We start from the raw sequence: 23,616 nt of genomic DNA, 5'->3' as shown, positions 1-23,616 counted from the left end.
GCCATCAGCGGTTCACCGAGTCGCGCACGTAGTCGCGCAGCGTGCGCGGGGCACGGCCGAGCAGCTTGGTCATGATCTCGACCTCGGCGGGGTCGGTCCCGATCGGCGCCGCGCTGAGCAGCTCGAAGCTGCGGATCCAGTCCACGAGCTTCTGGCCGGAGAGCCTGCGCTCGAACGCCTTGCGCCACTCGGGGTTGGCACCGGTGTAGACGACCTCGCGGCCGAGTGCCTCCGCCCAGATCCGCGCGCTCTGCTCGCCGTTCAGCGACTCCGGCCCCAGCAACTGGTAGGCGCCTGCCTCGAACCCGGGGTCGGTGAGCGCGTTCGTGATCACCTCGGCGGCGTCGCGCAGGTCGATCCGGTTGACCCCGCCGGGGTGCAGCGGCGTCGGGAACACGCCCGCCTCGATGTCCGCGCGGAAGACCTCGTCGTTCTGGTCGAAGTTGGTGAGGCTGAACATGGCGGGCCGGGTGTCGGTGCTCGCCAGGAACGCCGCGAGCGCCAGCTTCGGCCCGTAGGCCGGGATGGCACAGCTCGCCGCCGCACGCGCCTCCTCGTCCTCGACGTGGAAGCCGCCGAACGCCAGGCGGGCACCCGCGCGCTGGGCCTCCTCACCGAAGACCGTGGCGATCTCGACCTCGTTGGTCTCGTGCGGCGACACGTAGAACGCCGAGTCGACGCCCTTCAGCGCCGCCGCGACGGACTCCCGGTCGGCCAGGTCGCCCTGCACGACCTCCACGGTGCCGGGCAGGTTCGCCCGTTCCTTGTTGCGCACCAACGCACGCACGTCCACGTTGCGGCGCACGGCCTCTTCCAGGACAAGGCCGCCCACGGTGCCGGTCGCTCCGATGATCAAGGTCTTCGTCATGGCACACTCCGTTGATTGAAAGTCAGTGACTTGTAATCAATGAATACCGTCTCGCTGACTTCGAGTCAACGAGCTGTTAGCGTGGAGCCCATGACCCGCGCCGCCTCCGCCGCCGCCACCAGGGAGAAGGTCCTGGCCGCCGCACGTGAGCTGTTCATGACCTCGGGCTACGACGACGTCAAGGCCGCCGACATCGCACGGGCGGCCGGCGTCGCGCACGGGTTGGTGTTCCACCACTTCGGCAGCAAGCAGGGCCTCTACGGCGAGGTGCTGTGCGCCATCGGGGCCGAGGTGCTCAACCTGCACGTCAGCGACCCGGCCGTGCCGCTGGGCAGGCGGATCCGCCAGTCCCACAAGGCGCACCTGACGTACCTGGCCGCCCACCGCGACCTGGCGCTGAACCTCTTGCTGCAGCCGTGGGGCGTCGAGGAGTCGTTCGACCGCGTGCGCGACGACGGCAACCGGAAGCTGTGCGAGAACCTGGGACTGGACTTCGCACGACCGGCGGTCAGGGCCGTGATGCGGATGTACACGACGGCGGCCGACCAGCTCGCACGCGACCACCTGTTGAGCGAGCACGCGTTCGACGTCGACCAGGTCACGGAGATGCTCATGACCGTGCTCGCGGGCGCGCTGCGGGCGGCGCGGATCGCCGACCCGTCGCTGGAGGTCGAGAAGGCGCTGGAGGAACTGGCGCAGCCCTAGCCCGACCGCCGCGGGCAGTGGCCCAGCACAGCTCGACCGGTAGTGGACCTGCCGCCCCGCACGACCTCACCCGAGGCTGGAACGCACTTCCACGACCCGGTGAGGACGAGCGATGAGCGATGACGAACGGCCGGCGCACGACGAGGACAAGACCGTCAGCCGCCGCCGGTTCCTGTACCTGACGGGTGCGGGCGGTCTGGTGCTGGCGGTCGCGAGGGCCGGCGGGACAGGACCCGGCGAGACGACGGCGGACGTCGCACTCACCGCCACCGCCACCCGCACGCTGCACCTGAGGCGCCGCGAGGACGCCCTCAACCTCAGGATCGACCTGTTCAACGCCGACCTGGCGGCGAACGGGACGGAGCTGCGCAAGGTCGCCGCGGGCAGTGCGTTCATGGTGGTGCACTTCCCGCCGCAGGCCGTGCTGGAGAAGCAGCTCGCCGCTCCGCTGACCAGTGGCGACCTGCCGCTCGCCACCAGGGTCGCCGGACCGAGCCGGCTGGCCTTCGACGTCACCTCCGCCCTGCCGATGGCCACGACGGTGGACGCCCTGCTGGCGTGGGCCGCGTTCACGCCGCGGCTGACCGCGACCGCCACCGCCACGCAGACCGCGTCCGCGCTCGTGGCGCCGATCGACACCGAGACGGCGCTGGAGATGCCGTGGCGGGTGCTGCTGTCCCCCGACGAGAACCAGGGGTGGCGGCACTCCGCGGGACCGGTGACGCGCAACGGGTGGACCGAGCTGTGGCACACCCGGCTCGCGGCCAAGACCGGTCAGGAGAACGCCGAGGCCCGTGCGCTGCGGGCGATCTGGCTCGCGGACCCGCAGATGGCGTCGTGGGTGCGCACTCCGTCGTCAGTGCCCGAAGCCGACGACGTCCTGCACGTGCTCGGGCCGAGGCAGCGGTTCGCGCTCGTCCGCCTGAGCGCCGATCCGACGCTGCGCACCGGGCTCGACCCGTCCCTGCCCAAACCCGTCGAGGCCACCGGGGTGGCGTTGAGCAGCCTCGGCGCGACCTTCGAAGCCGAGGGGACCTGGAGGTACCCGTCCACGAGCTCGTTGCAGCTCAAGGGATGGCAGCACAGGGCCAGTCTCGGGCGCGACCACCTGGTGCGCACCGAGAACGCGGGATTCCTGTTCCCGTACGGACATCGCGCCTCGCTGGTCGACGTCGCGGAACGCCGGTTCGGGCGCAGGCCCAACCCCGACGGCACGCCCGGACCGTGGTACGCCTACCTGCACCGGACCCAGCACATCGTCGTGCAGCAGACGAGACGCACCTACTGGGCCGACACCACGCTCGCACGGCGCGGGCGCGAGGTGCCGTTCGCCGCGATCGAGGTCCTCACGCGCATCACCCCGCCGCTGGCCACACCGCAGGACTTCGCCGGCGGTCGGATCGCCGCCTCGTTCATCCCGAAGGCCGCGTCGGCACCGACGGCGCCGCTCCCCTTCCACCTGCGCGGCGTTGACCACGACGGGCAGGAGGTCGACTTCACCGTTCCGGTGGTGTTCGTGCCGGACTCCACGACCACTTCGCAGAACGCGGACGACCTGCTCGACGCGATCCACACCGCCTACAACACCCGCACCACCACCGAGGTCCTCGCCCTGCGGGCCGCGGAGACGGGCGGGCACAAGGTCGCGCTGGCGCACCGCGGCACCTACCCGGCCGGCAGCACCGCGAGCAACGTGGACCGGATCGTGTTCGGCTCCGCGAAGACGACAGGCCAGGTTCCGTTCCACCCCGTGCTGGAACGGGCCGTGGTGCGGTTGCCGGAGGTCGCCGCGCTGACCGGCGGGGCGGTGGGGGCGACACCGTTCGAGTACGCCGAGGCCTACCTCGTCAACGGGATCGACCACTCCACGAACAACCCCGGCGGGGTCTACCTCGCGCTGCACCCGGCAGCGCCGCAGACACCGCTCGCGTTCTCGGCCGCCGCCACCGGTGGCATGGCGACGCCGAGCGGTGACATCAAAGCCATGTCCGCCAAGAACGGTCCGGTCACCGTCGTGCCGGTCGACGCGGCCAAGGAGGTGTACGACCCGGCGAAGATGTTCGGTGACGTCACCAAGGCCAAGGTGCTCGGCGGCGTTCCCGTCAAGGACCTGCTGCCCGCGCTCACCTCACCGCCGGCGTCCATTCCGGACAACGCCCCCAGGATGAGCCACCGGCTGCGCGACGACATCGGCGCCCACGAGTGGACCATGCTCTGGACGCCGAAGATCGAGGCGGGACCCAAGGCGCTGCCGGTGTTCGAGCCGCTGGGGACGACCGACCCGCTCACCGTCCTCGCCGTCTACACGCACCCGGTCGACGCGGGCGTCGAGTCCGGCTACCGCGTCAACGCCGAGCTGCGCGACTTCGCCCTGCACCTGTTCGGCACCACCGGGCCGCGGCGGATCATCTCGCTGGAGTTCGACTTCCTGCGGTACTCCTCTGGCAGCGGCAGCAAGACGGCCGTGGACTGCGGGCTGCGCGAGGTCAGCTTCCACAACGCCTTCAAGTACGTCGAGGAACTGGCCGAGCTGTGCTCGTTCCTGGGCAGCAAGCTGGAGATCACCGCGGGCACCGGTGGCGTCGAGGCGGGACTGCGGTTCGCGGTGCCGACGATCCCGCTGGGAGTGCTGCAGATCAGCGAGCTGACGGTGCACGCCGCCGTGGCCATCCCGTTCGACGGCAGCGCGGTGCGGGTGAACTTCGACCTGAACACCCGCGAACGGCCGTTCTCGTTGCGCATCTTCGGGTTCACCGGCGGCGGCTACGCCGGGGTGGCGCTCGGGGCCGACGGCCTGGAACGGCTGGAGGTCGGCTTCGTCTTCGGCGCGGCGCTGGCGCTCGACCTGGGCGTCGCCAGCGGCGGCATCGAGGCCCTCGGCGGCATCTCGTACCTGCTGGAGAAGGTCGAGGTCGTCGAGAACGGCACCGAGGTCGTGCGCCAGCAGGCCGGTCTCGCCGCCTACCTGCGGATGCGCGGCAGCCTGCGGTTCCTCGGCCTGGTGTCCGTGTCGGTCGAGTTCTACCTCGGCCTCACCTACCAGGAGAAGGCCGACGGCAGCTCGGTGCTCGTCGGCGAGGCGAGCATCACCGTGTCCATCGAGCTGTGGCTGTTCAGCGAGACGTTCACCGTCCGCACCCGCCGCGAGTTCGCCAAGACGCCCGCACCGTCGGCCCGGCGCGCGGCCCTCGCCGCCGCACCCGAGCTGCCGGCCCACCCGTTCGGCGCCGCCTTCACCCAGCAGGACTGGGCCGGGTACTGCGCCGCGTTCGCCCCCGTCGGAGCCTGATCATGAGCAAGCAGACCATCACCTGGACCGTCCTGCCCGGCGGGGTCACCGCCGGCCTGGACCTCGTCCGGTTCTCCGTGCACGTCGCGCCGCGGCTGCTGCCCACGGCCGGCTCCGCGCAGCTGAGCGCCTTCCCCGACTGGACCGACTGGCCCGCCAGGGTGGCCGCGGCAGCGTTCCAGCTGGAGTTCCCCGGTGTCCTCGACCAGAGCGGCAGACCCGTGCGCGCCACGGCCAAACGCGTGTCCACACCGGTGAGCCGGCACTGGACCGCGTTGTTCACGCCCACCTCGCACGTCCAAGGGCACGCGCTGACCCGGTTCGCCCGCCGGCGCATCCGCTCCTACCCCACCCAGCACGTGCGCGACTTCGTGCACCAGCGCTACGGGCGGTTCGGCGCGCGGTTCCCCGAGGAGTTCCCGACGCTCGACGAGCTCACCGCGAGCGACGCGTTCGGTGCCGTCGGGTTCGAGTTCGACGGCGACCACTCCGGACCCGGCCTGGACCGCAAGCAACGGCTGCGCGACCGGCTGGAGGCCCTGTTCAGCCTCGACCCGCAGGACCCCGCGCGGTGGGCGGTGCCGTTCCGGCCGGGCGACGCCTCGACCGCCGACGGTGTCGCGCTGACGTTCCTGCAGGCCGAGCGGTTCCACCGCAGGCGCGCGCCGGTGACCGGCGACCTGCCGCCGCTGGCCGCGCCGAAGCTGGACTTCCACCAGGCCGTCGCGATGACCCGCGAGCACCACCACCTCCAGCGGCTGCTGGGACTGGTCCTCGACTTCGAGTCGGCCGACCCGGCCGTGCTGAACCTGGTGCGCGGCAACGAGCGGGTCACCGGTGTCCGGGTGGTCACCGACCTGAAACCGTTGCTGGGCAGCGAGTCCGAGGTGCACGTGCGGCCGCTGATGCGCTGCCGGATCGGCAAGGGCGCACGGCACGTGTTCGCCGCGAGCCCGCTCGACACCGACAGCGACCTGCGCGACGGGCTGCTGCGGGTCGGCGAGACCGACCGGTTCGCCGTGGTGCAGGTCGACCCCGACGCCGCGGCGCTGGCCGTGCGGCAGTTCGCCGACACGGTCACCCGGCTGCGGGTCGAGCGCGGCGGGCAGGTGGTCAAGCGCAGTGCGACCACACCGGACGAGCACGCGCTGCCGGCGTTGCGCACGGCCGGCTTCTCGGTGAGCCGGCTGTCGCGGGCGGTCCGGCTGGCGCAGAAGGTCGAACGCGGCCGGCAGGTCAACGACGCGGCGTTCACCTCCGGCGGTGACAAGATCACCGACGACGTCGAGCTCACCGCCGACGACGTCGTGCGCGGCTACCGGTGGGACGTGCGCGACGAGACCGCCGGCCAGTGGTTCTCCCTGATGTGGCGCGATGGCGCGTACGTGTTCGTGCGCAGCGGTGACGAGAACGTGAAGGTGCTGGAGGAGACGGCCGCGCAGACCGCGCCCACGACCTCCGGTGCCGGCGGCGACGAGGACCTGTACCTGCAGGAGTCGCTGGTGCACTGGGCGGGCTGGAGCCTCGCCGTCGGCCGGCCCGGCAAGTCGCTGGCCGGCGACAACGGGCTCGCCGGCGGCAGCGGGTCGCCCGACCCGGACTTCCCGTTCCGCACCACGTTCGGTGCCCGTGCGCTGCCGCGGCTGCGGTTCGGGCGCCGCTACCGGCTGCGGGCGCGGGCGGTGGACATCGCCGGCAACTCGCTGACCACCGAGCAGGCCGACGCGCTCACCGACTCGGCGCTGAGCACCGCGGCGGAGACGTTCCGCCGGTTCGAACCGGTCTCCGCTCCCGAGGTGCTGCTGCGGTCGGTGCCGGGTGCGGCCGAGTCGCTGGAGGTGATGGTGCTGCGCGGCAACACCGGCAGCGACACGAACGTCGGCACCGCCGACCGGCACGTGCTGCCGCCGCGCACCACCGTCCAGGTCGCCGAGCAGCACGGCATGCTCGACCGGACCACCACCGGCCGGCCGGTGGACGCCGTCGCCTACGCCGACCTGGCCGCACGGGACGCCGCCGCGCTGGAGCAGCACGCCTCGGCGCGCACCCTGCCGGCACCCGCTGACCGGCACTGGTACTACGACACCGACCAGCTGCCCGTTCCCCACCTGCCGGAACCGCTGGCCCGGCGCATCCTCGTGCGCGGACTGCCCGGCGCCACCACGTCCACGACGATCACCGCGGCCGACCCGGCGACGTGGCCGAACGCCAAGGGCTTCCGCATCCGCCTCCAGCAGGGCACGGCGGGCTGGTCGTGGAACGGGACCGACCGCGTGCTGACCGTGCGGCTCATGCCGGGCGACAGCTACCGGCTCCAGCTCTCCGCCCAGTTCGACGCGGCCGACCTGGACCTGATGGCGCTGTGGCCGCTGGTCGAGCAGGGCGCTGCCGAGTGGAACGCCGCCCATCCCGGCAACCAGGTCAACGTGACCGCGCTGCGGCAGTCGGTCGTCGGCGGACGGCACTGGATGTTCACCCCGGCCAGGTCGCTGACCCTGACGCACGCCGTGCGCACCCCGCTCGCCGTACCGGGCATCGGCTCCGTCACCGCTCGGCGGCCGGTCGAGGGGCAGGCCGGCTCGACGCACGTGGTGCTCGGCCCGTCCGTGCAGGTCAGCCGCAAGAGCACCAGCAGCGTGGAGTTCGCCGGAAGCTGGCGGATGCCGGTGGACGACGGCGTCACGGAACCGGTGCTCGACCGCACGTTCCGGGCCGCGCCGATCACCGTGCCGGTCAGCCAGGTGCACGGGCCGGCGCCGGTGACGGAGACCCTGGAGTTCCAGGCACGGCACGAGTTCGGCGACACCAAGCACCGGCGCGTGCGGTACGAGGCGCGGGCGGTGACCTGCTTCAGCGAGTTCTTCCGCGAACGCAGGGAGGTCGCCTTCAGCGGCACGCAGCACACCCTCGGCGTGCCGGTCGACCCCGCCCACCTGGTCGTGGCCGACAGGGACACGCACCGGCAGTACCGGCAGGCCCCGCCGGGGAGCAGCCCGGAGCACGCGTCCGGCGACTACGTGGTCACCGACGCGGCCACCGGCACGTTCCGGCGCACCAACGGCGGCAACCTCACCACGGGCCGCACGCTGGAGGTGTCGTTCGTCCGCCCGGACACGCGCAGCGCGCCTGCGGTGCTGGAGCAGAACATCCCCAGCACCGCCCGTCCGGCCGCGCCCAGGATCCGCCAGGTCCTGCCGGTCTTCCGCTGGGAGAACCCGGCGCCGGGCCAGAGCGTGCGGCGCGGCGGCGGGCTGCGGGTGTACCTGGAGCGGCCGTGGTTCTCCAGCGGTGACGGGGAGAAGCTCGCCGTGCTCATGTGGCCGGACACGGTCAACGACGCACCGGAGCACCTGCGCAACGTCGTCACGGCCTGGGGCGCCGACGCGGCGATGCACTCGACCGTGATGCCCGACGACGTGACCGCGAGCTCGTTCCCGCAGGCCGCGATCTACGGCACGGGCATGGCGGTGCCGGAGTTCCCGGACACCCAGCTGAAGTTCGCCGCGTACGACGTGGCCTACGACTCGGCGCGCGGGCTGTGGTTCTGCGACATCCGCATCACCCGCACCGGTGACGACCCGCTGAAGAGCTACTTCCCGTTCGTGCGCCTGGCGTTGGCCCGCTACCAGCCCAGCTCGATCCCCGGCCACCACCTGTCCGCGGTGGCGACCGCGGACTTCACCCAGCTCGCACCGGACCGGGCGGTCGTGGTCACCGGCAGCGGCTCCACCCGGACCGTGCAGGTGACCGGTCCCGGTCCCTCGCTCACCCACTCGGGCCGTCCCAACGAGGTCAGGGTGACCGTGGAGCGGCAGCTCGACGGCGTGACCGACCCGGTGCTGCGCTGGCAGCCCGCCGGCGGTGGCTTCGCCACCACGATCTCCACCCCGGTCAACGACAGCGGCGTCCACACCTGGACCGGCACGGTCACGCTGCCCACCGGGGCCGGGGCGCTGCGGCTGGCCGTCGAGGAGTTCGAGGTCCACCGCGACGGCAACGGCGGCACCGCCGCCACCCGCCTGGTCCACACCGACACCGTCGCACTGTCCTGAAAGGAGTGTGCCGTGCCACTGGGCATGACGGAGATCCTGCTCGTGCTGCTCGTCGTGGTGCTGCTGTTCGGCGCGAGCCGACTGCCGAAGCTGGCCAGGTCCATCTCGGACGCCCGCAGGGAGCTGCGCCGCGGCGGCGATGACGACAGCAAGTCCTGACACGGCACGGCGCCGTCCCCCTCCGCAGAGGGGAACGGCGCCGTGCCTGCTCGTCTCAGGCGCTGCCACCGCCCTCGCCGCCACCGCCCTCGCGCTCGGCGTCCTGCTGCGCCACCGGGTCGGCACCGGTCACCGCTGCCGCCGGTCCCGCGGTGACCGCGAATGCCGCGGCCAAGGCCAGTGCGGCCGCCAGAACTGCTTTGCGGACGTTCATGAGAACCCCTCCCCTTCGTTCTTCCTGCGTTCGCCGCGCGGACTGCGCGGGAGTCGTCGAGCGGCCCGCACTACAGGCCGCACGCCCGGTCGGTGACGGCGTGGTCGGCGCGCAGCACGGTGGTGAGCGCGTCCAGTGCCGTGCGCAGCGCCCGGTCGGACAGGTGCCCGTGCCCGAACACCAGTGCGTTGCCCGCCGGGCGGCCGGGCAGGTGGTAGGCCGCCAGCACCGGCACCACCACGCCGCGCAGGCGCAGCTCGGCCTGCACCTGCGCGGCGCGGACGTGGTCGGGCAGGTGCACCACGACCACGCCCGGCACACCCGGTGCCGCGAGCCGCAGGGGCGCGAGAGCCGCGCGCACCAGGACGTCCTTGCGGGCGAACGACCGCTCCAGCCGCCGCAGCCTGCGCATCACGTGCCCCTCGGCCAGCAGGTGCGCCATGGCGGACTGCGCCACGGCGGAGGGCTGGTCGTGGCCGCGGCGCACGCTGCGCGTCACCTCGTCGGCGCGGCTGCGGTGCACCAGCACGTAACCGACGTGCAGCGACGGGTCGAAGACCGTGCGGAAGTCGCCCACCACCACGACCCGCGGGCCGGCCAGGTGCAGCAGCCTCGGCAGCGGTGCCGCGGACGGCGCGATGTGGTCCACCGCCACCGCCACCACGTACCCGTCCTCGCGCCGGGCCCAGTCGGCCAGCTGGCCGCGGCGCAACGCGGGCAGCACCGCGCCCGCGGGCACCTGCCCGTCAGGTGAGACCACGACGGCCGTGCAGGACGGCGGCACCACACCGGTCCACTGGCCGTCCCGGTCCGCGGGCAGCGCCACGGCCGTGGCCCCCGCGTACTCGACCGCCTGCCCCAGCGCGGGCGGTGCCGGGTCCTGCACCGCGACGCGTCCGCGACCGGCCAAGGCGGCCAGCACGTGCTGCACGCCCTGCGGCACACCGGTGGTGATCAGCACCTCGTGGTCGTCCGCCACCAGGCCGCGCGTGCGGCGCAGGTGCTCGACCACCGCCTGGCGCAGCTCCGGCAGCCCACCGGCGGGCAGGTCGCACGTCAGCGGCGGCTGGAAGCTCGCGTGCCGCCACGCCGCACGCCACGCGGCCAGCGGGAAGTCGTCGCGGGTGGCCTGACCGGGCGTGCAGTCGACCAGCTCGGCACCGGCCTTCGGCGCGGGCAGCGCGCGCACGGCGGCCGTGCGGCCCGCGACGTAGGTGCCCGAGCCGCGGCGGCTCTCCAGGTAGCCGCGCGAGTAGAGGATCTCGTAGGCCGCCAGCGCCACGCCGCGCGAGACGTCCAGCCGCTCGGAGAGCGTCCGGGTGGACGGCAGCCGGTGGCCGCTGGCCAGCTGACCCCGGTCGACCGCCGCGGCGAGCTGGTCGGCCAGCTGTTCCTGCAACGGCCTGCCGGTACCGCGGTCCAGCCCGATCGGGACCGTCAGGCTCTCCTGGTCGCGCATCGTTCCCCCTGTCCTGCGAACGCCTCCCCGGCCGCGTCCAGACCGACCCGCGTCGCCTCGACGATCCGCTCGAAGGGCACCCCGGCCCTGCGGAAGGTCAGCTCCAGGTGGTCCGGCGTGCCGCCGCCGAAGAGGCCGAAATAGGTGTCGTCGCCCGGTATCGCCAGGCAGCAGACGAATGCCGTGGTTCCCCTACCAGCGGCCACCACGGAGCACATCGCCGCGGCGACCTCCTCCGCGGCCGCGCCGGGCAGGTAGCACTCCACCAGGAACAGCTGACCCGCCGGCTCCGTCGTCATGCGGTCAAGCCTGCGGCGGGGACACCCCTGCGGGAATCGGGGAACGACCCCACAGTCAGTCCCGCGGCTCCCGCAGGAACCCCAACCGGCTCAGCTCGCGCCGGGTGCGCACACCGGTCTTGCGGTAGATCCGGCTCAGGTGCGCCTCGACGGTCTTGGTCGTCACGTACGCCGCCGCGGCCGCCTCGCGGTTGCTCAGCCCGCCGGCCACGAGCCGGGCGATGTGCAGCTCGGTCGCGGTCAGGCCGTGCTCGTCGTCGCGGCGCAACCCCAGCCGGCTCAGCTCCGTGTCGACCTCGGCCGCCCACTGGCGTGCGCCCAGCCGTTCGAACTCGTGCCTGGCGGCCAGCAGCAGCTCCCGCGCCAGGAGCTTCTCCTTGCGGCGCCGCAGGATCCGGCCGCGCACGAGGTCGGTGCGGGCGCGCTCGAAGGGCATCGGCAGCTCCGGCGCCGCCTCCGCCGCCTCCTGCGCGCCCGCCAGGTCACCGCGCGCCATCCGCACCACGGCGGCGGATCGGGCGGCCACCGCGGTGACCCACGGGCGGGGCGCGCGGTCGCGGCGCAGCTCCAGGTCCGCGAGCAGCGCCTCGGCCTCCGCGACCAGCCCCAGCTCCGCGCTCACCTCCACCAGGTCGCCGTACAATGAGCTGAGCGGGAAGTCGCCCAGCCCGACCGCCGCGCACAGCTCCAGCGCGGCGAGCAGGTGCTCCCTGGCCGCCGCCGGTTCGTGCCGGGACAGCTCGGTGAAGCCCAGCACGGCCCGCAGGTGCACGGTGACCCACGAGTCGTCGAGGTCGGTGGCGATGCGCAGCCCCTCCGTCGCCGCTTCCCACGCCTCGTCGTGGTCGCCGCGGTGGGCGTCGACGAGGGCGCGGGTGTAGAGGGCGTAGGCGACCCACGGTCGTTGTCCGGTCTGCTCGGCGGCGTCGACGGCTTCCGCTGCCTCCGCGGCGGCCAGTGACCAGTCACCCAGCCAGACGTCCAGCTCGGCCAGGTGCACCAGCTCGTGCACGGCGATCGCCTCGTCGCCCCGGTCCAGCGAGGCGCGGTGCGACAAGGCGAACTCCTGCCGCCCGCGCACCGGATCGGTGTACTTGGCGACCACGCGCAGCAGGCTGCGGGCCGCCCGCGCGTCCCGGTTCTGGGCCGTCGGCGAGACCAGCTCCGCTGCCCGCCGCAGGTAGTCGTGGTGCAGGCCCAGTCCGGCGAGCAGCTTGTAGTAGGCGCTGCTGACGAGGATGCACGCCACCAGGTCGTCGGGCGCCTCCTCCTCGTGGCCGGTGATCTCGTCGAGCGCCTGGTGGGTGTTGCGGTAGCGCTCGGCGGTGTCGTTCTGGCAGAACAACGACCGGCGCAGGTACGTCGTCGCGCGCAGCACCGGGTTGTCCCCCGCGCAGGCCAGCGCCTCGTCGCTGAGCGCGGTCGCCTCCACCGGGCCGCCGCCGAAGAACACCGCGACCGCGAGCTCCAGCAACGCCACCGCGCGGTGCGGGCCGGCGGGCAGATCGGCCACGGCGGCCTCGAACAGCTCGCGGGCCCGTTGCGCGTCCCCGGCGGAGAACAGGCACTGCGCGGCGGCGACCCGCAGCCCGGCCCTGCGTTCCGGTTCGGTGACGTGACCGGCCGCCAGCTCCCACAGCCGGGCCGCGTTCTCGAGCGCACCGCGCTGCTGGGCCAGGTGCGCGGCCTCGCCCAGGGCGTCGGCCACCTCGGGAGCGGGGCCGCTCGCCCCGAACGCCAGGTGCAGGGCGCGGGTCTCCGGGTCGTCCAGCACCTCCGCGAGCCGCCGGTGCACCCGGCGGCGGCGCCCGTTCGGCGCGGCCGAGTAGACGGCGGACCGCAGCAGCGGGTGCGTGAACCGGACGGCGCCCGCCAGCACCTCCACCACACCGTGGTCCTCCGCGTCGGCCAGCGCCTCGTCCGCCGACTCGGCGTCGCCCATGGCGCGGGCGACCAGGTCGACGGTGGGCTGCGCCAGCGCCGAGGCGTAGAGCAGGGCCTCCCTGCTGTGGGCGGGCAGCGCGACCATCCGGTCGGTGAGCAGCTCACCCAACGCGCGCGGGGTCGGCAGCGGAAGTCCTGGCGCACCACCGTCGTCCAGCACACCGGCGAGCTCCAGCGCGTAGAACGGGTTGCCGCCGCTGGCCCGCTGGAGGCGGACGAGCGTGGGCCGGGGCAGCGGCGCACCGACCGCACCGCGCACCAACCGGTGCAGCGCGCCGATGCTCAACCCGCTCAGCCGCAGGTGCACCAGGTGGTCCTGCCCGGCCAGCCCGAGCGGCGCGGCACCGCCGTCCCCGTCGCGCACGGACACCACGACCGCCACGCGTTCCCCGGCCAACCGGCGCACCACGTACGCGAGCACCCGGCCGCTGGACTCGTCCAGCCACTGCACGTCGTCCACGGCCAGCACGAGCGGTGCGGCGGCGGCCAGCGAGCGGACGACGTTGAGCGCGGCCAGGCACACCGCACGCTGGTCACCCGCGCCCTCGCCGGCCTGGCGGCGCAGCAGCGCCACCTCCAGCGCGGTGCGCTGTGGTTGCGGCAGAAGCGTGAAAGCGCTGTCCGGCAAGCGGTCGAACAGGTCGACCAGACCGCCGAACGCCAGCTGGGCCTCCGACTCGACCGGACGGCACGACAGGACCGTGCAGCCGCGCTCCGCCGCGTCGGCCAGCACCCGCTCCCACAGCGCGCTCTTGCCGATCCCCGCCTCGCCGGACAGCAGCAACCGCGCGGTGCGCTCCTGCGCCCGTGCGAGGACCTCCGCCGCCGCAGCGAGTTCGCGCTCCCGTCCCACCAGCTGCGAACCGGCCACGCTCCCCCTTCCGCCCGCCACAACGGTAATGGCGCCGGTGATCTCCCGCGCGGATTTTTCGGCGACCTCCCGCAGTGGTCCACCCCTTCCGCGGGGGCAGTGGGCCTGTCCGGTCCGGCGTCGCGCGGCGATCGTTGTGCTTCCAAGCCTTTTTCGACACCCGAGGAGTGGTGAGCGATGTCTGCAGCGAAGGCGCGTGCCCGGTGGGTGACCGCACTGGTCGTGCTCACCGCGAGCGGCCTGGTCACCGGCGCCCCGCCGGGAGCGCACGCCGCGCGAGGACCCGAGGCCTGCGCGCTGAGACCGAACCCGCACGTCTCCGACCGGCACCAGTGGCGCAGCTGCGTCTCCGTCTCGGCCGGGCTCGCCGCCCTGCCCGCCGTGGGCGAGTCCGCGGTGCTGACCGTGGAGGTCGCCGCCCAGTTCGCCCGCCCCGACGTGCGCGTCGAGGTGGACCTGCCGGCGGGCCTTGAATGGGAACAGGTGCCCGCGGGCCTCGGCAGCCGCCAGGTCACCCCGGCCACGCCCGCCGACCGCGGCGGGGTGCGCCGCGCCGAGGGTGGCACGGCGTTGGCCGCGGGCGGCACCCAGCGGTTCACCGGCCGGGTCAGGGCCACCGCGGCCGGTCCCGCCGACATCGCGGTGCGCGCGGTGTCCGCCGGTGACGAGCACTCCCCGATCCCCGCCGACCACGTGTACCTCACCGTCGCCGACCGCGGCGGCAAGTCCTCCCCCGGCATGGCGGGCTCCGCGCACACCACGACCGCACCGGCCGTGGTCACCGCCGGTCGCGTCGCCCCGCAGCTGACCCACCGCCCCGCCGCCACCACCCCCGCCAGGCCCACCGCTCAGGTCGAGGGGACCACCGCACTGGCCGGAACGGCCTGCGTCACCGGCGGCTGGGCCTACACCGACAACCTCGCCGTCGTCCGCAGCTCCCCCAACTACGGGGTGCAGGTGTGGGACCGCGACGTCAACGACGCCCACGACCTGCTCGGCGTGGTCGCCACCGACGGCGCGGGCAACTACTCCGTCTGCTTCGACAACACCGACACCGACGGCGGTCTCGCCAACGGCGGCCAGGACATCTACGTCCGGTTCGTCGCCGAGAACAACATGTGGCGGGTGCAGGAGACCGGCACCGGCACCGTCTACTCCTACGACAGCCCGGTCGCGGCCAACCTCGCCACGGGCACCACGCACAACTTCGGCCAGCTCCAGCCCGGTGACCCGCTGCACCAGCGCGGTGTGCAGGCCTACGACGCCATCAACGACTTCTGGAACTGGAAGCCGGGCGCCTGCTGGGACGCCAACGACGCCGGCGGCGCGACCTGCCCGCGGGTGGTCGTGAACTGGCGCTGGGACTCGGTCACCGGCACCTACTACGACCCGCCCACCCGGCAGATCCACCTGATGGCCAACGACCCGAACTCCCGCGACGTCACCGTGCACGAGGCCACGCACTCGGTGATGGACGACGTCTACGAGTTCAGCCCGGTGCCCGGCGCCGGTGGCCCGCACGGCGTCCACACCCACGGCACCGCGGGCCTGGCCTGGGTCGAGGGCTTCGCCGAGTGGACCCCCGTGCAGGTCTACAACGACCCGGTGTGGAACTGGGCGGACGGCAACTGGATCGACCTGGAGAGCGCCACCTGGGGCTCGACCTGGAACCCGTGGTGGGGCAGCTTCCCGTGGGAGAACGGCGACACCGTGGAGGGCCGCGTCGCCGGCGCGCTGATCGACCTGTCCGACAGCACCGACGAGGCACCGTGGGACCGGCTGGCCGAGAGCGGCCGCAACCCCGGCAACATCTGGACGACGTTCCTGAACCACAAGTCCAACACGTTCGCCGAGTTCTGGGCCCACCGCACCGCCGACGGCTTCAACACCGCGGCCGGCGGCGGCCTCGCGTCCCTCTACCAGAACACCATCGACTACACCTTCCGCGACCCGCTGGCCAACAACACCGCGGTGTCCCGGCCGACCCCGGTGCCGCACAACTTCTCCTTCAACACCACCACCAATGCGTGGTCCGTGGTGGCCTTGCGTTCACCGGCGGGCGCCGACTACGACCTGCGCGTGTACGACGACAAGGCCCAGACCGTGCAGAAGGGCGCGAGCCTGGCCGCCGGTGTCGTGGACTTCGTGGCGATCAACTCCAACTCGGGGACGACGCCGCTCGGCGACTTCTACCCGCGCGTCAACGCCTCCTCCGGCACCGGCGGCTACAGCCTGGAGCTGGCCCAGGGCTCGACCACGTTGCCCGCGGCGTCCGCGCAGTCCATCGCCATGTCCAGCACCAAGGTCGTGGCGGTGCGCGACACCAGCCTCACCGCGGGCGTGCCGGTGACCATCAAGGTCACGCCGGGCAGCGCCTCCCAGGACGCGGAGCTGTTCCTCGTCGGTTCGGTGGCCGGCCAGTCCGCCACCTACGTCCGCAGCCGCACCAGTGTCGCCGCCGGTGCCGCGATCGGCGGTCCCGGCGCGGTGGAGACCATCACGTTCACCCCGCCGGCCACCGGCTGGTACGGCGTGGTGCTGGTGAACAAGGCGGGTAGCGGGACCTACACCCTGCAACGCCTCTGACCGCACGGTCGTGACGCGGGCCAGAACCTCCTGGCCCGCGTCGCCGCCGGAGCCGGCGTCGTGGAGCGCACCGGCAGCACCCGCCGGCGCTACGCGCCCGGGATCGTGAACTCGCCCTGGTTCAGCGTGCGCGGGTGGAAGTAGGCGGTCTGGACCTCCGCCGCCGTGTTGTTGCCGCGCAGGTGCTCCGACCAGATCATGAAGTAGCTCCACCGGGTCTGGGCGTCCAGGAACGCCGCGCTCGGCGCCTTCCCGGTCTCGGCGAGGGCGATCGGCTTGCCGGCGGCGATGTTCTGGACCTGCTGGTAGTCACCGGAACTGGGCAGGCCCTTGTACCAGACGTCGAGGGACACGACGTCCACGTACTGCGCGCCGGGGTAGTACGCGGCCCAGTTGCCGGCGGGGTTGTCCTGGACGTTCCACACCCAGATGAGGTTGTCGAGCCCCTTGCCCACCAGGTGGTCGCGGGTGATCTTGTAGAGCTTCGCGCTGCCCTCCGGTCCCGGCCGGTTGCCCCACCAGTTCCAGGCCTCGTTCATCTCGTGCAGCGGCCGGAACAGGACCGGCACACCCGCGTTCTTGAGCTGCTGCAGGTAGGGCACGACCTCGTCCAGGCGGCGCTTCCAGGCGTTGTTGAGCGCGGTGCCGCTGGTGACCACCTCGGTGAACTGGCTCTGGCCGATCTGCGTCTTCACCCCGCCGTCGAACTGGCAGGTGCTCGGACCGGTGGGCGTGCACACGTGCCAGGTCAGGGCGACCAGGGACCCGTTGGCCCACTCGACCTTCGCCTGGTCGACCACCCGCTGCCGGTTCGCCACGTCCTCAGGCCGGAACATCAGGTCACCACCCCACAGTCCGGGGTACTGGCCGGTGATGTCCTTGACCTGCTGGGTGTACTGGCCGGGGTTGCTCGCCGGCTCCTTGTTGTGCTGACCGGACACGACGTACCGGCCGGTGACCGAACCCAGGTAGTCGATCACCTGCTGCCGTGACGACCTGGGGAACGCCTGCGCCGGCGGTGACACCGTGGCCAGGGCGGTCAGGACAACAACCAATGCCGCGCCGAAACGCTGCGGCGCTGTCTTCGTGTGTCGCACTCGCTCTCCTCCTCGTCGACCCCGCACCTCGTTCGGGCGGGACTGCGCGGTGGCTGCGGCGGCGAGCCGATTGACTAAAGCGCTTTATTTGTTTGTCTGCTCGAAGATAGACGCGTTCATCAGCTATGTCCATCGAACGCTTTAGCTACCTGCTAGGTTGAGATCACCAGCCAACGAGGAGGTCCGGGGTTGAAGCGGCCGACGATCTCCGACGTCGCACGCCGCGCGGGCGTGTCGATCAGCGCGGCGTCGTTCGCCCTCAACGGCCGCCCTGGGGTCTCCGACCGCACCCGTCAGCGCGTCCAGCGCGCTGCCGACGAGATCGGCTGGCACCGCAACAGCGCAGCCCGCGTCCTGTCCGGCGGCACCACGAACGTGATCGGTCTGGCACTCCCCCGCCCCGCCACGACCCTGGGCGTGGAACCGTTCTTCATGGAGCTCGTCAGCGGCATCGAGTCGGTGCTGGCCGCCCCCGGCTACGCGCTGATGATGCAGGTGGTGGCGAACGCCGACGCCGAGCTGGACGTCTACCGGTCCTGGTGGGGCGGCCACCGCGTGGACGGCGTGATCGTGGTCGACCTGCGCGCCGACGACCCCCGCATCCCCCTGCTGGAAGAACTGGCCCTGCCCACCGTCGTGGTCGGCGGCCCCACGGGCACCGGCACCCTCCCCCACGTCTGGGCCGACGACGCCGCAGCCGCCACCGACACCGTCGGCTACCTGGCCGCCCTGGGCCACCACCGAATCGCCCGCATAGCCGGCCTCCCCGACCTGCTCCACACCCGCCGCCGCGACGAGGCGTTCCGCACGGCAGCCGCGTCGTGCACCCTCGACTCGGCCGACGTCGTGCACACCGACTACACCGGCCTGGAAGGCGCGCAGGCCACCCGCCGGCTGCTCAGCTCCCCCACTCGCCCAACGGCGATCCTGTACGACAACAGCATCATGGCCGTGGCGGGCATGTCGGTGGCCGACGAGATGCGGCTCTCCGTTCCCGCGGACCTCTCGGTGGTGGCGTGGGACGACTCGCAGCTGTGCCAGGTGATGCGGCCGGCGATCACGGCACTGACCCGGGACGTGGCCGGGTACGGGGCGCGGGTGGCGCGGTTGATGCTCGACGTGATCGCCGGCGGGGACGTGGAGGGTGTGGTAGAGGTGCCGGCTCCTCGGCTCGTGCCGCGGTCGACGACGGCGTTCGCGCAGCGCGGCCTGAGTCCCCGCTGAGTGCCTGTTTCCCCTATGCCCAGCGGGGAAACGCTCCGGTGTCGAGGTCGAATAGATCCAGTACACGACCCACGGTGTGGTCCACGACGTCGTCGAGCGTCCGCGGGCGGGTGTAGAAGGCCGGCACCGTCGGCGCGATGATCGCACCGTTCTCAGTGGCCGTGGCCATGTTCCGCAGATGCGTCAAGGTGAGAGGCGTCTCCCGCACCATCAGGACCAGACGTCGACGCTCCTTGAGCGTGACCTCGGCTGCCCTGGTCAACAAGGTGTCGCACACACCGGTGGCGATCTGTGCCAGCGACTTCACGGAGCACGGAGCGACGATCATGCCCCTGGTGCGGAACGAACCACTGGAAATCGCGGCTGCCATGTCGGAGGGGCTGTGGTGGACATCCGCAAGCGCGGCGATCTCACGCACCGACAGGTCGCACTCGTAGGGCAGCGCCTTCCGGGCACCGACGGAGATGACCAGGTGGGACGGTATCTCCAACGTTCGCAGGACCTGGAGCAGACGGATTCCGTAGATCATCCCGCTGCCGCCGCTGATCCCGACCACCACGGGCAGGTCGCGGCCGCGATGAAGCTCGTCCAGGTGGCGACGGTGCTGCCCGTTGACACTCGGCTCCCCCATGGTCATGCGAGCGAACCTCCGTTGCCTGCCCGGCGGTCGCCGTACAGGTCGACGAGGACCTTGTGACGCAGCTCCACCGGGTAGTTGTCGGCGAACGCGGTGCTCCGCGACGCAAGTAGGTCAGCAGGGGTCAAACAGTCCAGCACTTCGACCGGGCCGCGTGCGGCCTTGCGTTCCGCGTCGTCGTAGGACACGACCCCCGCCGGGATCCGCTGGTCGGTGACGACCTGACGTCCGGTGGCAGGGTGGCACCGGGTTGCCCAGGCCCACATCAGATCGCGGTGGTCGGACAGCTCGATGTCCTGGTCCAGCACCATCAGCCTGTTGATCCACCAGCCCGCGTGAACGGCGCCAGGTGCCTTGCACACCTCCAGCACGCGCCGCGCCAACTCGGACGAGGTTGCCTTGGTGCGTTGCCGCCAGTCCGGTGCAACCGACACCGCGAGCATGGTGCATCCGCTTTCTGGAACGACCCAGGCGGACGTGATCGGCAGTCCGGCCGACCGCAGCTCGTTCAGGAGGACGGCAGCGATGGCGGGTCCGCAGATGGTGTGGTCCTCGTCCACGGGTTTGCCGCCGCAGACGACCGGCAGGATCGGGTCGTTTCGATGGGTGATCGCGGTGATGTGGTAAACCGGGCGCAACTTAGTACCTGAGCCGAGATAGCCGTGGTACTCACCGCTCGGTCCCTCCGGCCAGGTCTCGTCCATGTCCAGGTAGCCCTCGATGACGAGCTCCGAGGAAGCGGGAACGTCGACGTCCACCGTCTTGCACCGCACGGTCTTCATCGGCTCGCCGAAGTAACCACCGAGGAAGTCCGCCTCGTTCACGCCGTCGGGCAGGGGCATCCCGCCCACGAACAACGCCGCGGGCGGTGCTCCCTGCACGAGTGCGAACGGCATCGGCTCGCCTCGCTCCTGCCACATCCGGCGGATGACGTTGTTGTGCTGGTCCCCGCTGACCACACCCGTCATGCGCCGACCGTCGATCAGCATGGCGCGGGCGACCGACCAGTTCGTCCACTTCCGGTCAGGGCTGTTCAGCACGAAGATGCCCAGCGTGTTTATGTATCGGCCACCGTCTCCGACGTGCAGCAGCGGAACCGGCAGATCGGTCAAGTCCGCGTCGTCGCCGAGCAGGACGTTTTCCTGACAGGGCGCCTCTTGCACCACGACCGGGGCAATCGGATCGTTGCGCAGTGCGGCGGAGAGCTCTTCGACGATGCGCGGACCGGGTGTCGCAGGGTCCAATCCCAGCGCGACCGCGACTCTGGCCATCCTGGCACCGGGATCAGAGCTGTAGGCCAGAGGAGCGCCGGCCACGCGGTACCCGTCGTGGCCCAGGATGTTGGTGAACAACGGCGCCGGAGCACACGTCTCACTGCTGTGCCGGATGATCGCGCCGATCTCCAGGTCCGTGTCGACCTTCCAGTCGATCTCGCGCAGATCACCGAGCTCGTCCAACACTTCCAGGTAGTCGCGAAAGCTCCTGGAGCCGTTCCTCGGCTCGGGACGGATGGCCACGGCTGGTTCCCCCATCGTCTACAGCTCCAATTTGCGGCTGACCTCTGGACGCCCTGGCAGAGCATGAAGCAATTCCCGAGCTCACAAGAACGGGGTCCACCCGAGCCTGGAAGCTCCGGTGCGGATCGTCTCGATGCGGTTGACGACCTCGGCCAAGGTTGCGGGGCTCTGATGGGCGTTCTGCGCAAGCCATGCGATCAGCTCGATCTCAAGCGCATCCGCCAGCACCTCGTATCCCTCCCAGTCCTTCACGTCGAATCCGTATCCGCCGACGAAACCCCGATATTCGGCTGCGGTGTGCCACCCGAGTCGGTGGTGGTACAAGGCCACGGGCATGAGATCCAACTCCCGTGGTCCTACAGCCAAGGTGTCGAGATCTCCCAGAACAGGTGCTCCACGGTGGTCCAGGAAGACGTTCCACACGTTCGCGTCGCCGTGCACGACGCCTTGAGGGAGGGCGAACGAGAGGTTCTCGTACCTGGCCGCCAGGTCGTTCAGGAGGCCGTTGACGAACAACAGGTCCTCTTCGCTCAGTGCTTTCGCGCGATCGAGGCAGGTGCGTGCACGACGAAACGGGTCGGCGACTGGAAGATCAAGTTCCGGAGGTGCTTCCAGGGCGTGGAGATCGCGCAGCAAGCCGGCCAGGTCAGCAGGGCTGCCACGGCCGACCTCCGTGCTCACTGATTCCCAGAATGTGACGACGTGCCCGTCCAAGAAAAGGGGTTGGTCGACATCGAGCGCGCGAACAGCAGGAACGGACATCCGCGCGAGCCACCGGGCCGATCGCACTTCCCGGTCCGCCTGGGCCGCGCGGGCACTGCCGCGGCCGATCCGCGCTACGACAGAACGTGATCGCAGCCAGAACACGGCGTTCTCGCCGAGACGTATGAGCTCCGCATCGCCGGAGTCCAGGTCAATCGTCGAACAGGCCGCCTTCAGCACGCCCTGAGCCTGCTGAGCGTCGAACGGGTCATCCATCACAGGCAGCCACCTCGGCACCGATCACTCCGGATTGGACTCCCGCCGCCACGGTCGCGCGGTGTGATGGCGATCGATCGGGGCACAGCCCGAGAGCAGTTGCGAGCTGACGGAGGTCGGTCAAGCCCCCGGCGCCGTCATTGGACCTGTTCAGCCACACGCCGTGCAGGCCTGCGGAGTCCGCGGCCTGGGCATCGCTGAGCTTCTTGTCGCCGACGTAGGCGACGACGGCAGGGAGATGCCCCATCTCCGCGCATGCGCTCTGGAAGATCAGAGGATGAGGTTTCGACACGCCGGCGGTGTCCACTCCGACGATGCAATCAAACCGCGCAAGCAGCCCGGTGCGGCGAAGTTTGACTCTGGTGTACACGGAGTCGCTGTTGGTCACGATGCCCAACGGAATGTCCCCCAGTGCCGCCAACCCGTCGAGCACATCGGGAAACAGGGTCAGCGACGCTTCGTAGTGCCGGCGATAGCCCAAGAACCAGTCGTACGGATCGTCCAGCGGGGACAGTTCCAGCCAATCGATCATCGCGGCCGCAAGGGCGGTCGCCTGCCCGACGTAGTCGATCAGGCCAGCGAGATAGCGATCGAAGTAGTAGCCCTGCAACTCACCGAACCTTGCCACCGCGGCGGCGGGATCGCAGGCCACGGCCAATGACCGCAGGTAAGCGGTGATTCCGTCGCGTTCAGCTTTCCCGTAGTCGATCAGGGTGTCGTCTACGTCGAACAACACGGCTTTGATCATGCGACTTACCGCCGCACGAATATCTTGGAGGGCTCCACCCGCACCACTACCCGTTCCTCGCCGCGCTGCGATGCCCAGGGCTTGCCGCAGTAGGCGAGCGACAGTTCGTCGATCAGTTCCATCGCGCCGTCGGGCGTGATCGTGACCGTGCCCTGCACGTGAACGTAGCTACGTGGGCTTTCGGGATCAAACGCCATTACGCTCACCCTCGGGTTCGCTCGCAGGTGGCGGATCTTCACCCGGTTGCTGGCCGCGGAGAACAGCAACCGACCGTTGTCGTACTTGATCCAGACAGGGCTGGACTGCGGGTACCCGGCTGGACTGACGGTGCTGATCGTTGCAATGATCGGCGCCCGGAAGAGGCGTTCCATCTCGTCAGGTTCCGAAGAGGCGGAATCGAGCTTTCCGACCCCATACGACAGTCTGGACATGGAACCTCCTGAACCAAGATGTGTCGTCTGCTGCAACGAACTGTTCGTCCGATGCAGGCAGCCACGATGTGTTCGACTTCCGAGCCGGCCGGCGTGCGAGCTCACCGGTCCGACGAGCGCAATTCGCCTCCTGGAATCACAGCGGTTACAGGATTCTCTGTTGGGTGTGGACAGTGAACCAAGCGACCCAAGACGTGTCCAGAACTCATTCCAACTCTCGGAACACCTTTCTAAACGAGTTGAGTCCTCGCCACACGCTGTCGGCACTCGCAGGTCCGTCGTGTCGCTCATGCGTGTCGGGCACGACTAGAAGTTCCTCACAGATTGGTCAACTGCGGTGACTCAACGTTCATGGTCATCGACATTCACGAGGCGTCCCTCGGTCTGGCCACCTGCGCGATCCGCCACGACCGGCCAGGCACGCCGGGTCGAGTGAGTCACTTAGAGGTCCTAACAGAATGATCAACGTGGTGGCGTGCAGCATGTCGGATGTGGATCATGTTTGACCGTGAGGAGGGGTCAGTCGCCGCCGTGGATC

General features: G+C 71.1%; 17 protein-coding genes. 6 read left to right on the top strand and 11 right to left on the bottom strand.

Annotation, left to right across the window (positions count from 1 at the left end):
- Positions 1–4: 4 nt before the first annotated feature.
- Positions 5–868, bottom strand: coding sequence for an NmrA family NAD(P)-binding protein (locus tag ACZ7CH_RS08660; protein WP_470373477.1), 864 nt, complete (start codon positions 866–868; stop codon positions 5–7).
- Positions 869–958: 90 nt separating this feature from the next.
- Between ACZ7CH_RS08660 and ACZ7CH_RS08655 the strand changes: the two genes are divergently transcribed.
- From ACZ7CH_RS08655 to ACZ7CH_RS08640, 4 genes are all read left to right on the top strand, one after another.
- Positions 959–1,573, top strand: coding sequence for a TetR/AcrR family transcriptional regulator (locus ACZ7CH_RS08655; RefSeq protein ID WP_360393390.1), 615 nt, complete (start codon positions 959–961; stop codon positions 1,571–1,573).
- A gap of 112 nt (positions 1,574–1,685) precedes the next feature.
- Entirely contained in the window at positions 1,686–4,862 is a 3,177-nt protein-coding gene (locus tag ACZ7CH_RS08650; RefSeq protein WP_470373476.1) for a hypothetical protein, read from the top strand.
- Positions 4,863–4,864: 2 nt separating this feature from the next.
- Entirely contained in the window at positions 4,865–8,914 is a 4,050-nt protein-coding gene (locus ACZ7CH_RS08645; protein ID WP_470373475.1) for a hypothetical protein, read from the top strand.
- Between the two features lie 12 nt (positions 8,915–8,926).
- Positions 8,927–9,073: a twin-arginine translocase TatA/TatE family subunit gene (locus ACZ7CH_RS08640; protein ID WP_360393382.1), complete on the top strand. Its 147-nt coding sequence runs from the start codon at positions 8,927–8,929 to the stop codon at positions 9,071–9,073.
- A gap of 55 nt (positions 9,074–9,128) precedes the next feature.
- Here ACZ7CH_RS08640 and ACZ7CH_RS08635 read toward each other — a convergent pair whose 3' ends face one another.
- The 4 genes from ACZ7CH_RS08635 to ACZ7CH_RS08620 all read right to left on the bottom strand — a co-directional run bounded on the left by ACZ7CH_RS08635 (position 9,129) and on the right by ACZ7CH_RS08620 (position 13,860).
- Positions 9,129–9,287 (bottom strand): hypothetical protein, encoded by a 159-nt coding sequence (locus ACZ7CH_RS08635; RefSeq protein WP_360393379.1) that lies wholly within the window; start codon positions 9,285–9,287, stop codon positions 9,129–9,131.
- A 70-nt stretch (positions 9,288–9,357) separates the two neighbouring features.
- Positions 9,358–10,746 (bottom strand): aminotransferase-like domain-containing protein, encoded by a 1,389-nt coding sequence (locus tag ACZ7CH_RS08630; protein WP_470373474.1) that lies wholly within the window; start codon positions 10,744–10,746, stop codon positions 9,358–9,360.
- The gene (locus ACZ7CH_RS08625; protein WP_360393374.1) at positions 10,725–11,045 is read right to left on the bottom strand and encodes a hypothetical protein; all 321 of its coding nucleotides are present in this window, start codon (positions 11,043–11,045) and stop codon (positions 10,725–10,727) included. Before ACZ7CH_RS08625 ends, ACZ7CH_RS08630 begins: the two co-directional genes overlap by 22 nt.
- A gap of 55 nt (positions 11,046–11,100) precedes the next feature.
- A complete protein-coding gene (locus ACZ7CH_RS08620) occupies positions 11,101–13,860 on the bottom strand; it encodes a helix-turn-helix transcriptional regulator (RefSeq protein WP_470373473.1) in 2,760 nt (919 codons plus the stop codon).
- A gap of 177 nt (positions 13,861–14,037) precedes the next feature.
- Here ACZ7CH_RS08620 and ACZ7CH_RS08615 point away from each other — a divergent pair, with 177 nt between their 5' ends.
- Complete coding sequence (locus ACZ7CH_RS08615; RefSeq protein ID WP_470373472.1) at positions 14,038–16,446, top strand: hypothetical protein; 2,409 nt, start codon at positions 14,038–14,040, stop codon at positions 16,444–16,446.
- 89 nt (positions 16,447–16,535) lie between these two features.
- Here ACZ7CH_RS08615 and ACZ7CH_RS08610 read toward each other — a convergent pair whose 3' ends face one another.
- Entirely contained in the window at positions 16,536–17,543 is a 1,008-nt protein-coding gene (locus ACZ7CH_RS08610; RefSeq protein ID WP_360393365.1) for a glycosyl hydrolase, read from the bottom strand.
- 189 nt (positions 17,544–17,732) lie between these two features.
- Between ACZ7CH_RS08610 and ACZ7CH_RS08605 the strand changes: the two genes are divergently transcribed.
- Entirely contained in the window at positions 17,733–18,767 is a 1,035-nt protein-coding gene (locus ACZ7CH_RS08605; protein ID WP_470373471.1) for a LacI family DNA-binding transcriptional regulator, read from the top strand.
- Positions 18,768–18,780: 13 nt separating this feature from the next.
- On the opposite strand, the gene ACZ7CH_RS08600 is transcribed toward ACZ7CH_RS08605, so the two are convergent.
- The 5 genes from ACZ7CH_RS08600 to ACZ7CH_RS08580 all read right to left on the bottom strand — a co-directional run bounded on the left by ACZ7CH_RS08600 (position 18,781) and on the right by ACZ7CH_RS08580 (position 23,078).
- Complete coding sequence (locus ACZ7CH_RS08600) at positions 18,781–19,404, bottom strand: UbiX family flavin prenyltransferase (protein WP_470373470.1); 624 nt, start codon at positions 19,402–19,404, stop codon at positions 18,781–18,783.
- A complete protein-coding gene (locus ACZ7CH_RS08595) occupies positions 19,401–20,921 on the bottom strand; it encodes a UbiD family decarboxylase (protein WP_470373469.1) in 1,521 nt (506 codons plus the stop codon). Before ACZ7CH_RS08595 ends, ACZ7CH_RS08600 begins: the two co-directional genes overlap by 4 nt.
- 81 nt (positions 20,922–21,002) lie before the next feature.
- Positions 21,003–21,899 (bottom strand): phosphotransferase, encoded by an 897-nt coding sequence (locus ACZ7CH_RS08590; RefSeq protein ID WP_470373468.1) that lies wholly within the window; start codon positions 21,897–21,899, stop codon positions 21,003–21,005.
- Complete coding sequence (locus ACZ7CH_RS08585) at positions 21,892–22,647, bottom strand: HAD family hydrolase (protein WP_470373467.1); 756 nt, start codon at positions 22,645–22,647, stop codon at positions 21,892–21,894. Before ACZ7CH_RS08585 ends, ACZ7CH_RS08590 begins: the two co-directional genes overlap by 8 nt.
- A 5-nt stretch (positions 22,648–22,652) precedes the next feature.
- Complete coding sequence (locus ACZ7CH_RS08580) at positions 22,653–23,078, bottom strand: PPOX class F420-dependent oxidoreductase (RefSeq protein ID WP_470373466.1); 426 nt, start codon at positions 23,076–23,078, stop codon at positions 22,653–22,655.
- Between the last annotated feature and the right edge of the window lie 538 nt (positions 23,079–23,616).

It is taken from the genome of Lentzea sp. NPDC037011, assembly GCF_055607425.1.
The sequence above is the reverse complement of the archived record's forward strand: the minus strand, read 5'-3'. Positions and strand labels throughout refer to the sequence as shown.

What these genes read in the sequence shown, in the direction of transcription:
- ACZ7CH_RS08655 (WP_360393390.1), top strand. Translation starts at nt 959, where the DNA reads ATGACCCGCGCCGCCTCCGCCGCCGCCACCAGGGAGAAGGTCCTGGCC.
- ACZ7CH_RS08590 (WP_470373468.1), bottom strand. Translation starts at nt 21,899, where the DNA reads ATGGATGACCCGTTCGACGCTCAGCAGGCTCAGGGCGTGCTGAAGGCG.
- ACZ7CH_RS08580 (WP_470373466.1), bottom strand. Translation starts at nt 23,078, where the DNA reads ATGTCCAGACTGTCGTATGGGGTCGGAAAGCTCGATTCCGCCTCTTCG.
- ACZ7CH_RS08615 (WP_470373472.1), top strand. Translation starts at nt 14,038, where the DNA reads ATGTCTGCAGCGAAGGCGCGTGCCCGGTGGGTGACCGCACTGGTCGTG.
- ACZ7CH_RS08660 (WP_470373477.1), bottom strand. Translation starts at nt 868, where the DNA reads ATGACGAAGACCTTGATCATCGGAGCGACCGGCACCGTGGGCGGCCTT.
- ACZ7CH_RS08630 (WP_470373474.1), bottom strand. Translation starts at nt 10,746, where the DNA reads ATGCGCGACCAGGAGAGCCTGACGGTCCCGATCGGGCTGGACCGCGGT.
- ACZ7CH_RS08600 (WP_470373470.1), bottom strand. Translation starts at nt 19,404, where the DNA reads ATGACCATGGGGGAGCCGAGTGTCAACGGGCAGCACCGTCGCCACCTG.
- ACZ7CH_RS08585 (WP_470373467.1), bottom strand. Translation starts at nt 22,647, where the DNA reads ATGATCAAAGCCGTGTTGTTCGACGTAGACGACACCCTGATCGACTAC.
- ACZ7CH_RS08645 (WP_470373475.1), top strand. Translation starts at nt 4,865, where the DNA reads ATGAGCAAGCAGACCATCACCTGGACCGTCCTGCCCGGCGGGGTCACC.
- ACZ7CH_RS08625 (WP_360393374.1), bottom strand. Translation starts at nt 11,045, where the DNA reads ATGACGACGGAGCCGGCGGGTCAGCTGTTCCTGGTGGAGTGCTACCTG.
- ACZ7CH_RS08650 (WP_470373476.1), top strand. Translation starts at nt 1,686, where the DNA reads ATGAGCGATGACGAACGGCCGGCGCACGACGAGGACAAGACCGTCAGC.
- ACZ7CH_RS08635 (WP_360393379.1), bottom strand. Translation starts at nt 9,287, where the DNA reads ATGAACGTCCGCAAAGCAGTTCTGGCGGCCGCACTGGCCTTGGCCGCG.